The sequence below is a fragment of the Coprococcus sp. RTP31081st1_H1_RTP31081_211007 genome (assembly GCF_040227275.1).
In the GTDB taxonomy this organism is placed as follows: domain Bacteria; phylum Bacillota; class Clostridia; order Lachnospirales; family Lachnospiraceae; genus Coprococcus; species Coprococcus aceti.
The window spans coordinates 1-13,503 of record NZ_JBEHVP010000009.1 but is presented as its reverse complement, the minus strand read 5'-3'; the positions used below and the strand labels follow the sequence as shown (position 1 = coordinate 13,503).

The window sequence follows — 13,503 nt, the reverse complement described above, 5'->3', positions numbered from 1 at the left end:
TCCTACTTCTTTTTATTCGCAATGATGGATTTTCTTGTTCCCGCAATGGTCTGTGTCAGATGTCTCTTCGCCGGACACACATACGAACAGCATCCACACTCACAACACTCCATTCCGTTGTGAGCAAGGAATCCCTCTGTATCCCCATGCTCAGCCAGTGAAGCAAGCATCGAAGGAACAATACGTCCCGGACACACATCAACACAGCGTCCGCATCTGATACAGTTGCTCGGTTCAAGGTCTGCCACCTCGTCATGTGTCATACACAGCAGTGCCGACACTCCCTTGGTTGCAGGAACATCCAATGAGAAAAGTGCCTTTCCCATCATAGGACCACCTGAGATCACCTTCTCAGGAACCACACCATCCTTAAATCCACCCGCAGCCTCTATAAGCTCCTGACAGTTTGTTCCTATCCTTACCATAAGATTGCATGGATTCTCTATGGCATCACCTGTTATGGTGACTATCCTTGTGTAGAGTGGTCTTCCCTCTATAACTGCCTCATATATGGACACGATGGTATCAACATTGTGAACTATACATCCAGCATCCGCTGGAAGCATCTTGGAGTTGACATATCTTCCAGTGTTAGCATATATGAGCTGACGCTCGGCACCCTGAGGGTACTTGGTCTTCATCACATGGACTTCGATCTTGTCATTGTCCTTTACCTTATCCCTGAGAAGTTCTATTGCCTCAGGCTTATTATCCTCTATAGCGATGATTCCCTTTGCATGATCAAACAGATTGATACATATCTCAAGTCCCAGTATCAGCTTGTCCGGTTCCTCCATCATCCTTCTGTAATCCGAAGTAAGATATGGCTCACACTCTGCGCCATTTACTATTATGTAGTCGATCGCATCCTCGTTCTTCGGGGACAGCTTGACATTTGCAGGGAAACCGGCGCCGCCCATTCCTACTATTCCGGCCTCCTTTATGATCTCCTTCACATCCTCTCTATACAGAGTGGACAGATCTTTTACATTTGCTGCAAAGTCGATCTCCTCAAACAGGCCATCATTCTCTACAACTATTGATTCAACCTTTGATCCACCAGGCACATATCTCGGCTCGATTGCCTTGACCTTTCCCGATATGGATGAATGTATATTTGCTGACACGAAGCCACTGGTCTCCGCAATCTTCTGACCAACCAGGACTCTGTCGCCCTTCTTCACTATAGGTGTGGCCGGTGCCCCTATATGCTGACTCAGCGGGTACACGCAGTCACCTTTTGGAAGGTATTCTCTGACAGGCTTTTCCATTGACAATTCTTTGCCTTCATATGGATGAATTCCGCCCAGAAATGTTAACAAACCCATGTTCTACCTCTTTTCCTTATATATTTTTATTAAAAAAATCTTCCTATATAATAACGCTTTAAGCCCTCAAAAACAACCTAAATGGGGATATATTATCATTTTAAAATATGGAAATTCTTCTGCTTATCCGCATAAAAAACGATCACATATAAGATATAGACACTTATGTCTTTTCTGTATCTTACATGTGATCATTTATAAATTCATTCGGATATCATTCTAATATTCTATGGACGGAAGCTTTCTGACAAGCATGGTTCCCGCCAGGCCTATGCACACACCGGCTATAGTTCCCGATATGCACAGCACCGGCATATACAACATGATATTGCCACTCTTCATGAGAAGTGCTGCCATTGCTATTTGCCCTGCGTTGTGGCTCACTCCGCCTAGTATGCTCGTTCCAAGGAGACCAAACAGATCATTTTTCCTGCAAAGCGTCATGACCAGAAGTGACAACACCGCTCCCGCCATGCTGTATACCATAACCGTCATATTGCCAAACAACAGCGACGACAGCACCACTCTCACCAGTGACACTATCCACGCATCTGATATCCTCAGCCTGTACATGACAACTATGGTGACCATATTTGCAAGTCCCAGCTTGATTCCCGGAACAGCTATATTCACCGGGATCATGGATTCAAGATAGGAAAATACCATGGCTATGGCCACGAACATACCTGTGTATGTGATCCTTTTTGTACTCCAGCCATGCATTCTATCCACCGCCGTCTCTGAACTTTTCTGATCATTTTTATCTCTACTGCACATCTATATCTCTTTCCCTGCCACCTTGTATCTCTATGACAAGCTTGTGCGGAAGACAGGTTATAGTCTCTCCTCTCCTGCTCTTCCAGCCCATATTCACACACACCTTATCCGGGCAGTCCGCATCACCGACACTGATCTTCCCAGATTCAACCACAACAGTGTTGCTTCCCCTGTCCGTGTTGAACTCATAGGTATCGTCGACTGTCATGTCTATGTTCTGCACCAGTTTGTCATCTATATACACATCCGCGGTATTGCCCGTCGGAAGCACAAGCCGCATGACAAGCCAGCATATAATTCCCGCTACTAAAAGGACTCCACACAATATCAGATCTTTTTTTCTAAACCATCCTGCCATATCTTCACATCACTCTGCCAATTTATAGTCTTCTGCCGTTATGGTGAATCGGTCCTTCAGGCCTTCACTGACATACACATTCTTATCCTCATCTATGATGACGGCCTCCGCACCATACTCCTGAATGGTCTTCATAGCCTTATCCTTATCCATCAGCATGCACAGTGTGGACAAGGCATCACTGGTCAGTCCGTTATCACACACTACCGTGGCCGCTATAGTGCCATTCCATGCCGGATATCCTGTCCGGGGATCAAGTATGTGGTGGTATCTCCTGCCATCCTGCTCAAAATACTTTTCATAATCTCCCGATGTGGATACAAATGCCGTCTCCCCATCGCCAAAGCTTATGACACCCATGGTCGTTCCCGCTCCGGCTCTCGGATCCTTGACACCGACCTTCCAGTCTGTACCATCAGGCTTGCTTCCGTACACAACTATACTTCCGCCCAGGGCCACACATGCACCGGCCGCATCAGTACCCTTGAGATACTCTGCTGCCATGTCGCAGCCATATCCCTTGCCGACTGCTCCCAGATCAAGCATCATACCATGCTCTGATATCCTTAACGTATCGCCATCCACACTTACCTTTGACACATCCACCAGCCTCAGTGCACTGTCTATATCCGCCTGTGATGGAATCTCTGTCCTGCCATCTTCTATCCCCCACACATCCGCCAAAGGCCGTATGGTGATATCCAGCAGATCGTCATGAGCCCTCGATATGTCAAGCGTCTGCTTCAACACACCCGCAAGCTCGCTGCTCACCGTGATATCCTCATCAGGCTTATATGTGGTGTTCACCCTGTATATCTCAGAGTCTGCTGAGCGCCATGACAGCACATCCTTGTCCAGGCTGTCTATGAGCTTCAGCATCCCGTCTATATTCTCACTGCCATGGCTTCCATACACTGTAAATGACGCAGCCGTTCCCATGGTGATCGTGTTCCTTGTATATTCACTTTCACCTGACCGTCTCACGCCTGATATGATGACCATAGCAATCACAGCCACCATGACAACCACTACGGCTGCTATCCTGTACCATTTCTTCATGGTCTGCCTACCTCTGTGTTATTTCAGATATTCGTCGTGAACCTGTTCTCTCAGCGAATATCTGAAGGATTTCTCGTACTCCACATTCTCATTGATGCTGTGGTTTACCTCCTCGAAGAAGCTCTGGTTGATGATATCCATGGAGTAGAATATCGGGTAGTTACTGTTCTTCTCCCACATCATAACTCCACCATCCACGGATTCCTTACCGTACTCCTCCTCGTAGCGCTTCTTGCAGTCTCCACTGCACAGATATACATGACACAAACCGTTGAGGGTCTTCTTCAGCATATCCGTTCTGAGTATATATCCATCACAGTCTATCGCCCAGTCCGGTATCTCATCCGGCTTCACTATGACTATGATCGGCATATATCTGTCAGGGCTCTCAACAATCGCATTCAGCTTGTCATAGCTGATCTCCTCAGGGCTTGATCCCTCCTCCATGACTATCCCGGCGTCTACAAAGCCAACCTGATTGAACATATCCTTCATGAACTTTGGCCTGCTGTATCTTCTCTCCTTGACGTTGATGGTCTCACATATGTTCTCCACATTCACATCATATATATCCCCGGCACTCACCATATCCACTGTCACATGCCATATAACACCAGCCTCTGAATTGCTTATGTGCTGGAAATCCATATGAAACTCACCGGCCTCATATGTTATATATACCTTATATCCTATGGTGGAATAATCCACACTCGTGAGTTCCTCGGGCATCTGTGGGAACACCATACTGATGTGCTCTCTGACCCATTTGTATATGATCTCACACGCCTTGTCATAACCCGCCGCAGGTATTCCTACCCTGTGGCTGTACACAACATTCGGAACCATAGGCTTTATCTCAGTCTTCACCTCTGGTCTTACCGCTGGAACGAACTGCTCCTTGTCAAGCAGCCTTGATATATACTCGTTGTGGACTATCTCCTTGTTGATCAGATAAATAACTCTGTCAGGAGTCAGCTCCTTGTGATACTTCTTGTTGAGCAGAATCTCAACCAGTTCGCGCTTGCTCACAGTGTGGAACTGCGCCACGATATCCGGATTGTTGTCCAGATATTCCCTGAGCTCAGGCTTAAGCGGATCCTGCGTGATCCTGAGCCTGTATTTGCTTCTTATGGCATTCTCCCAGTTCTTCTCCTTGTACTGTGAGTCGTGAATACTATTGAAAATCTGCATGATAGACCAGTCGCACAGCTCCAGATTGGCTATGATACTGTTCATGACTCTGGACAGATCCTCATGTCCAGTCCACAGATCGGTCTCCTTGGAATCAGAACCCAGCTTATACTTATATCTCATCTCATGCTCTATCTCATGCCAACCCTCGAAGAGCACCGTCCTGAGCTGTACCTCAAATGTCTGATCAAATGGCTTGTTCCACACACTTGCAGGTATGTTTCGCAGATATTTGCTCGGTATCCTGAACACACCGTTACATTTCTGTGCCTCAAATTTGTTCTCCTCATTCTTCGTCTTGGACCAATTGTCCAGAAGAAACGTCTCCTCAAGTATCTTCTCACATATATCCATGTCCTCCAGATAGAACAGGTTGATTCGTATACCTATGATATCCTGAATCTTTCTTCCACCTTCCTGCATGGAGTATTTACCAGTCTCCAGCTTGTGCAGAAGTGACGATTCTGACTTGATTCTCGATGTACTGTTAAAATATATTCCCGCATTGTTCAGCTTCGTGACAAGAGTGTTGAGCAGACTCATCTTCACATTGTTGATCTCCTCTATCTCCTGTTCCTGAAGAAGCTTCTCGTCACTATTATAGTCATAGATGCTATAATCCATTCCATCATTCCTTTTCTGTAATTATATATCAATCCGCCCTGCGGCGTCTTTCCTATATCCACGCATATCTTTATCTAGTATATCACAATAATTGTGTATTTTGCTTAAAATAATATGAACATTTTATAAAAAACAGTGCAATTCCACCCTTATAGTATAAAATCCACTCCATTTTCTTGCGAAAGTAAAGGCTTGTATATATAATTAAAAGGCTAGAACACAAATGAGAGGTTAAATTATGATTTTAGACTGTCAGAACATCTGCAAAGCATTTGGCACAGATGTTATATTGGACAATATTTCTTTTCATCTTGAGGAAAAGGAGAAAATGGCTATAGTCGGCATAAACGGCGCCGGCAAGACCACTCTTCTCAAGATAATAATGGGTGAGGAAAGTGCTGACTCCGGTCAGGTCATAGTGTCAAAGGACAGAACCATCGGCTATCTGTCCCAGTATCAGGAGAACAATTACAACACTACTGTCCGCGGTGTCATGATGGATGCACTAAAGCCTATCCTTGAGCTTCAGGACAGGATGCGCGAACTGGAACACACCATGGCTGAACAGACCGGTGAGGAGCTCGAGAGATCTCTGGAGCTCTACAACCGCTACACCCACGAATTCGAATATAAGAACGGCTATAGCTGTGAGAGCGAGGCAAATGGAGTTCTCAAAGGACTAGGTTTCTCCAAGGAGGATTATGACCGCCACACGGACTCTCTGTCCGGTGGCCAGAGGACAAGACTTGCACTCGGCAGACTCCTCATGGTGAAGCCGGATATCATCATCCTCGATGAGCCGACAAACCATCTGGACATGGAATCCATCTCATGGCTTGAGGGCTTCCTGTCATCCTACCAGGGAAGCGTCATCATCGTCTCCCACGACCGTTATTTCCTCGACAAGATCGTGACCAAGATAGTCGAGCTCGACAATGGCCACAGCCAGGTATACAATGGCAACTACACCTACTTCGCACAAAAGCGTGCAGAGATCCGTGAGAACATGATGAAGGCATATCTCAACCAGCAACAGGAGATCAAGCATCAGGAGGAGGTCATCACGAAGCTCAAGCAGTTCAACCGTGAGAAGTCCATCAAACGTGCAGAGAGCCGTGAGAAGATGCTCTCACGTATAGAACGTCTCGACAAGCCAACCGAGGTTGCATCCGAGATGAGGATCACTCTTGAGCCAAATGTCTTAAGCGGCGAGGATGTTCTTACGATTGAAGGACTCTCCAAATCATTTGGCGACAATAATCTGTTCTCTGGAATAGATATGGATATCAAACGTGGCGAACACGTCGCCCTGATAGGTGGAAATGGAACCGGAAAGACAACCATACTGAAGATGATCAACAGGCTTGTATCCAAAGATGCCGGAGCTATCATACTTGGATCACGCGTCAAGATCGGTTACTACGATCAGGAACATCAGGTACTCACGATGTCCAACACCATATTCGATGAGATAAGCGACGCCTACCCTGATCTGTCCAACACCAGAATCCGTAATGTCCTTGCGGCATTCCTCTTCACAGGTGAGGACGTGTTCAAGAGGATACAGGATCTGTCAGGTGGCGAGCGTGGACGTGTGTCCCTTGCCAAACTGATGCTCTCTTCCGCCAACTTTCTTATTCTGGATGAGCCGACGAACCACCTGGATATCACATCAAAAGAGATACTGGAGAATGCCATAAGGAACTACACCGGCACTGTCCTGTATGTATCCCACGACAGATACTTCATCAACCAGACGGCCACAAGGATCATCGAGTTAAGGGACAAACAGCTCACAAGCTATATAGGCAATTACGATTACTACGAGACCCACAGAACGTATTCCACAGATTTAGTAAGTCCATTCACTCCAATAAGCGGAGTCTCTGACGCACCGGCCCAGACCGCTCCCGCTGTCTCACAGGCCAAGCTCTCATGGCAGGAAAGCAAAGCTGAGGCGGCAAGGCAGCGCAAGAAGGCAAATGACCTGAAGAAGCTTGAGACATCCATCGAGGAACTTGAGAACAGGATCGCAGAGATCGATGAACAGTTTCTTCTTCCTGAGAACGCCACAAATGTCGGTCTGCTGAACGACCTCACAAAGCAGAGGAACGAAGCCGACACAGAACTCAACGAGCTCTACACGAAATGGGAGGAACTGTCCGAGGAGGACTGATGGCGGAATCGCTCATGTCAAACCTGCAGACTTAACTATATCAACAAATACCAAAAACACCATATACGACTACAGCAAAGAGGATCCATATAAGGTATCCACTCACCGTATTCATATATGGTGTTTTCTTTGTTATCATGCACAGTCTCCTGTACATCTATTGTTCATACATGTCTCATGCACAGTTCCCTGTACATTTATGTCAATCTCTCTACATTCTAATGTCTCACATGAATTATCTTCATGGCATACTGTCCCGACAGATCATATGCAGAATTGCTTATATAGACCTGATCGCTGCTGCCCATTCCACCCTGAATGATCCAGTATTCAGGCTTATTTCCGCTGTTAGAACCCCAGTCATGCACATATGCCTCACATGCCGAAGCCGGAACTCCAAGCTTTCTCAGATACTGCTTAAGTGCAGTCGCTGAAGAGAACTTTCCAAAATAGATTCCGACATGGGTCGGCTCTCCATTCGTATAGTAGACAACTATATCACCAGGCAGGAGCACATCGTATGAGAAGTCCTCCCTGTCCGCTGTGAGCTCGTAATCCGTCGCCTCACCCCAGCTTCCATTCTGCGCCAGAATCGCCTTGGCGATGACCTTGCGGAGTGCCCAGTCTGAGCATATATTTGATGAACTGATCACGAATCCGCCATTTGCAAAGTCAGTGTACTTGACTGACATATCACTTCCCGGAGTGCTGCTGCCTGCGTATCTAAGCGCATTTGCCACAAATACATTGCAGTAGATTCCTGTCTTGCCCAGATATTCATTGACAACCCTCTTCATCCATTCATCAAAATCCCAGCTTATCGAATCTGTCTTGAAGCATCTTCCCCAACTGTCAAATTCATACTCCACATCACCCACTACTATCTTCGTGAGTTTACTGCAGCGTCCATTTGCATCGCTGAAATAATACACCTTCTTGTTGTTGATCTTGGCGTTCTTAAGACCCTCAGACTTGTCGTTGAGCAGCTTGCCACTTCTGTACTCGGAATATCCTGTACTCTCGTCATAATACACATATTCAGTTACAGTTCCCTCATCGCCTACATAAGCCGCACTGTAATCACTAATCGTCTGCCAGCCCTTTGTTCTGACAGCCTTACCTGTTTTACCAAAGTAACTGCAGTTGTCCTGCAGTCTCACCACAGAATTCTTCTTTACTATCCATCTGTTATTCGAGAATACTCTGTACGTGTCTGCATATCCCGATACAGTATGTGTCGATCTGTAATATATCGCATCAGATATTCCCGTGCTGTCCGTGTGGAGCACAACATGTCCAAATGAAGGTATCCACGCATTCACCGCAGCCGTCCAGCCGCCCTCGCTCGCCACCTTCTGACATCTGTATCTTATGCCGTCCACCTGTACAAAATAGGTTGCCTCTCCGTTTCTTATGTAATACTTCTTATCCCTTGAGATCTCATACCACTTCGTGACGTTGCTCTTCGCACCGTTCACAAAGTAATAATATCTTCTGTTTACCTCGTATACACCGGTTGCCGTACTGGTCCATTTTCCCGACGAATACTGGTACAGTCTTCCCGACTGCATCCGCCTTACTGCCTTGCCGTCCACCGCAAAATAATACACGCAGTTTCCTGATGTGATCCAGGTCGATCTCACCGCAGCGCCGTCACTTCCAAAGTAATAATAGTCTTCTCCAAACTGCTTCACCACGTTCTTGACCGGAATACCCGCTTCGTAGTAGTACACTCTGGAATTTTCTGTTCTGAGTCCCTTGTACGCATTTCCATTCTTGTCAAACAGGACTTTTATATTATTTACCATGACCGCCTTATTCTTGACGGTGATCCTGACTGTTCCATTATAGCTGTAGAAATAATTGCCGTGATAAGCGCTCACAACATGCCCATCAAAAAGCTGGATATACTTCACATCATTTCCAGACATGCTTCCGGATATATCCGCGTCAACAAGCTCCCCTGCCGGTGAACTGCTGCCATATTTGTACCAGCCATCTCCCACAACAGCCTTGCCACTCACAAAGTAATCACAGTACCCGGATCTTGTGAACAGTCCTGTCGCCGGACTGCCCTCGCTATAATACACTCCATTGTAATATCCTGTCAGAGCTACAGAATAGTCCCTGGCAAATGTAAACTTTTTGAGCTCTATGGTATTGCCGCTCTTAACGCTCATGTTGACATATCTGCTTGAAGAATTATAATTCGCTGACTTCAGCATCTCAAAGCTGGTGTCTGTGTAGCTTCCGTTATACTGCACATTTGCATCGCTGTCATCCGCTGCGACAAGATAAAACTTGGAGTTATATCTTATCAGTGCATATGTGATAAGTGTATCACTGTCCTCACCTGAACCAATGAAGTAACTCTCGCCCTCCGCAAAGCTGAGTCTGAACATGCCATCGGTGGAGTTCGTAAACACGTATGTACTGCTGTTCATCTTAAGTGCTGTTTTCTCCACCACGCTGGTAGGCGTCGCCACCCCCGGAGCCTCCGTATCCGCATATACAGATGCAGCCACATCCCCTGCAGTCTCCGCTTTGGCCGTCATGTTCCCCACACACGCCATCTCCGTCAGCAGAACAAATGCCACAGCGATGAGCAGAGCAAGAAATCTTACGTTATTCGACTTATACAATCCCTTCCTTATTGTTCGCAACATACTTCCTCCTGAGTATTTATTATGTATCTATAGTACACGATTTTGGCTGCATGTAAAATACAATATCTGATATTTTTCCGATATTTTCCCCACAAATTTCTTCGCCCCCGCCATATTTCTGTCATCAAGATTGACAAATGGATCATCCATTATGAGCATCGGCTTTTCATCCTGATACATGCTGTCCACTATTGCAACTCTTACACACACTCCGAGGATATCCGCCAGTCCCGAGCTCAAGGTCTGAGAATCCCTGTACATTCCCTGCTCTCTGTACCTGATTGTCATATCCGGGGCCGCCTGTACATTTCCTGCATGCTCTCCTGTAACGCACTCATAATACCTGTCAAATGCCTCCATGACCGGCACCGAATGTCCCACTGCAAATGTATCCCTGGCCTCCCCCAGCAGCTCGTACGCCTTTACGTTGAGCTCGTATCTGTGCAGATCGTCTTCCAAAGCCTTTTTCTTATCCGCCAACGATGCCTTCACAGCAGCTATCTCCTGTCTTCGAAGCTTGAGCTCCGCCAGTTCCCTGGCATACTCGCCAAGTCTCATGTTTTCTGCCATATAGACCGACATCTCCTCATCCATATCGGATTCGTCATCGGCTGTATATATATCATCTGATCCGTCCGATCTGGTATCATCAGCGGCATCCCCCGGCTCTTCCACCTTATTCTTCCTGTGCCTAATCTTTTCATTTATCCCGCGTATAATGTAGTAGATTCCGAGTACACAAAACATACCTGCACATACAACAAATATAATCATAGCCATATCGTCAGGTTCTTCTATTCCAAGCATAAATTTCCACATTCCCAGAGATAAAAGTGCTGCGATCAACGCACAAAATCCTGTCATGATATATTTACTGCCACGTTTTTTATTATTTACGCTACTTCCAATGTTTTCTAGTTTTTCTGCATTATCTGCCTCTGGCTTCGCTGATTCCGGCTTCAACGGTTCATGCTTTACAACGGCTTTCTGTCTCTGCCGCCTCATCCGGTTCTGATTCTGCATTTCTATCTCACGGATATTTTTATTCAGCTCATTTATACTTCTGTCTATTCCATCAAGCTCCCTGACCTGCTCACGCATCCCATCAAGCTCATATTTTCTCCTGTACAGTTCCCCCGTCCGCTTGGTTGGCGACTGCCTGTTTATAACATTCTTCAGTATCTGTCTGGCATTCTCATAATTGCTTATATCATCCGTGCTGTCAGCGATATTACCAAGCTTAGCACTTATCCCATCCGTCGCCCAGGTCCGGCAGTCATCCTGCCCTATGTACATACTTCTCACAAATGACGCAGAATCCACATGAAACAGCTCCTCCCCAAGCTTATCCGTGAACATTCCTGTCACAGCATGAGTCGCCTCGTCGTATATCACGCATTTGTCATCGCTCTTCTTCGCGCCAAATGTCCTCTGAACCCTGTAGTTTCTGCCCCTGCTCTCAAATACCAGTTCTCCGCCATAGGCAGCCCCCGACCACGGGCGATATCTTTTTCTTTCATTCTCAATGTCATTTCTCTTCGTCTCACCGTCGAAGCCATACAGCATGACCCGGATAAAAGCAGCAAGAGTCGACTTGCCCCAGCCATTATCCTGGACAAATGTATTTATCCCATCCTCGAACTGGACTTCCATGTTATTCAATTTGCCAAATCCATCTATATAACAAGATATCAATCTCATACTTAAAATATCTCCTCGCCCGAAAGAGCCCTGAGTCCTGTCTGGATCACATATGCCTTGTCATTTTCACTCATATCCTGTCTCATGACCTTCCTCACGAATTCGCCCTTGAGGGACGCATCATTCACATACCTCATGTAATCCACCTGAAAATCCGTGTGATCCAAGATCTCCATATAGTAGAACGAATCCTGAAACTGCTTAGTCAGATAATCCGTGTTTATCTCGCTCTCAACATTTACCGCGCCTGTGAGGGATACCCTCACCATGTCCCTGGACTCATCTTCCATGGTCCCCGGCAGTTCCTGATACAGTCTGTCTGCGATCATGTCCGCCGCATCAGAGCTTGACTCTGCCCCTGTCACGTCCACTTCCACATCGAACAGCCTTCTATAGGCAAATGGCACAAATTCGGTCTCAACCATATGCTTCCTCTCATCCACGTCAAGCATCATAAATCCATGCTCACCACACTCGTCAAAGCCCCTGCCCTCCAGACATCCCGGATAGCAATAGACTCCCCTGTGATCAAGACTTTCCAGCTTTCTTCCATGCACATGTCCCAGTGCCAGATAATCTATGCCTCTTCCCCTGAGTTTCTTCAGGCATACATCATTCATGTTGCGAGCCCTGCCATATTCCTGCTCCTGTCCGTGGAGTGTGACAATATTTATATCGTTCTCATCCAGTTCGAGTTCATCATATATGCTGTTGCAGTTTTCGTCATTCAGCACAGCGCCCGCGATCACTATATGTGATCCCTTAAGCTGATACTGCGTCCACTCATCTCCGAATAAATACAGATTCTCTGGGAGTCTCCGCCCAGCAAATAAGCTTTCATCCGGGTCATGATTTCCCCTCAGATAGAACACATCTATGTCAGCATACTTCGCTATCTCCCCCAGAACAACATTTATCGTCGTGGCAGACACTGTCTCTGAATCAAAGAGATCCCCCGCTATTATTACCGCCTGCACGTCATTCTCTGCAGCATACCCGAATATTTTCCTGAATGTGTTAAGTATCTCATTTCTTCTGCCTCTGGCTCTTTCTCTTCCAAGATGTGCACTCACGGCTGAATCAAGATGGATATCCGCACAGTGTATTATTCTCATAGTTTCTCAACCTCAGTCATCTCTATTCTTTTTCTATATTAACATATTACGTAAAAATTTGCTCATAAAGAATAAAGTCCACGGCATATGCCGCGGACCCTGTCTACATCATATCATATACCTCCTGTCTGATACACATGTGTTTTCTCTCTGTATTCAATAGCAGAAAACTGTCTCTTAAGTTCATACATGAAGTATATTGCTCCTTGATTTTCGTTCCGTAATTATTACGGATTTTGTTTTTTCACAAACAAAAAACGCCAGAAGCCTTGGTTTTACAAGGTTTCTGACGCCTGTCTAGCAGGGGATGAGAGAATCGAACTCCCACCAAAAGTTTTGGAGACTCCTATCATACCATTTGACCAATCCCCTATATACAGAAAAAATTTAACACCTGCTGCAGCGTTAAATTTTCCCGGTACGTTTTATTCTGTACCTTCAGAATTTCACACAGAAAGAGGTATCTTCTAAAGCTTATCTCTTAGAAACCTCTAAGGATAAGTCCTCG

The 13,503-nt window shown here is 46.1% G+C and carries 9 protein-coding genes and 1 tRNA gene; 1 reads left to right on the top strand and 9 read right to left on the bottom strand.

All coding sequences use genetic code 11. The annotated features are described in order from the left end of the window. Positions 1 to 2: 2 nt before the first annotated feature. The 5 genes from rsxC to ABUA31_RS12630 all read right to left on the bottom strand — a co-directional run bounded on the left by rsxC (position 3) and on the right by ABUA31_RS12630 (position 5,337). Positions 3 to 1,328 carry an electron transport complex subunit RsxC gene (rsxC, locus tag ABUA31_RS12650; RefSeq protein WP_015533097.1) on the bottom strand — a complete coding sequence of 442 codons (1,326 nt, stop codon included), beginning with the start codon at positions 1,326 to 1,328 and terminating at the stop codon, positions 3 to 5. A 219-nt stretch (positions 1,329 to 1,547) separates the two neighbouring features. Then, a complete protein-coding gene (locus ABUA31_RS12645; RefSeq protein ID WP_349818271.1) occupies positions 1,548 to 2,105 on the bottom strand; it encodes a Gx transporter family protein in 558 nt (185 codons plus the stop codon). After that, complete coding sequence (locus ABUA31_RS12640; protein WP_349818270.1) at positions 2,095 to 2,463, bottom strand: NusG domain II-containing protein; 369 nt, start codon at positions 2,461 to 2,463, stop codon at positions 2,095 to 2,097. The genes ABUA31_RS12645 and ABUA31_RS12640 overlap by 11 nt, the downstream gene beginning before the upstream one ends. Before the next feature lie 9 nt (positions 2,464 to 2,472). After that, a complete protein-coding gene (locus ABUA31_RS12635; RefSeq protein ID WP_349818269.1) occupies positions 2,473 to 3,522 on the bottom strand; it encodes an FAD:protein FMN transferase in 1,050 nt (349 codons plus the stop codon). 18 nt (positions 3,523 to 3,540) lie between these two features. Continuing rightward, positions 3,541 to 5,337, bottom strand: coding sequence for a RelA/SpoT-related domain-containing protein (locus ABUA31_RS12630; protein ID WP_015533093.1), 1,797 nt, complete (start codon positions 5,335 to 5,337; stop codon positions 3,541 to 3,543). A 238-nt stretch (positions 5,338 to 5,575) separates the two neighbouring features. Here ABUA31_RS12630 and ABUA31_RS12625 point away from each other — a divergent pair, with 238 nt between their 5' ends. Then, complete coding sequence (locus ABUA31_RS12625; RefSeq protein ID WP_055273556.1) at positions 5,576 to 7,513, top strand: ABC-F family ATP-binding cassette domain-containing protein; 1,938 nt, start codon at positions 5,576 to 5,578, stop codon at positions 7,511 to 7,513. A gap of 218 nt (positions 7,514 to 7,731) precedes the next feature. On the opposite strand, the gene ABUA31_RS12620 is transcribed toward ABUA31_RS12625, so the two are convergent. From ABUA31_RS12620 to ABUA31_RS12605, 4 genes are all read right to left on the bottom strand, one after another. Further along, complete coding sequence (locus tag ABUA31_RS12620; protein ID WP_055273558.1) at positions 7,732 to 10,179, bottom strand: hypothetical protein; 2,448 nt, start codon at positions 10,177 to 10,179, stop codon at positions 7,732 to 7,734. A 27-nt stretch (positions 10,180 to 10,206) separates the two neighbouring features. Further along, positions 10,207 to 11,880: an ATP-binding protein gene (locus tag ABUA31_RS12615; protein ID WP_055273560.1), complete on the bottom strand. Its 1,674-nt coding sequence runs from the start codon at positions 11,878 to 11,880 to the stop codon at positions 10,207 to 10,209. Positions 11,881 to 11,882: 2 nt separating this feature from the next. Continuing rightward, positions 11,883 to 12,995 (bottom strand): metallophosphoesterase family protein, encoded by a 1,113-nt coding sequence (locus ABUA31_RS12610; RefSeq protein WP_349818268.1) that lies wholly within the window; start codon positions 12,993 to 12,995, stop codon positions 11,883 to 11,885. Positions 12,996 to 13,296: 301 nt separating this feature from the next. Then, positions 13,297 to 13,367, bottom strand: a tRNA-Trp gene (locus ABUA31_RS12605). Between the last annotated feature and the right edge of the window lie 136 nt (positions 13,368 to 13,503).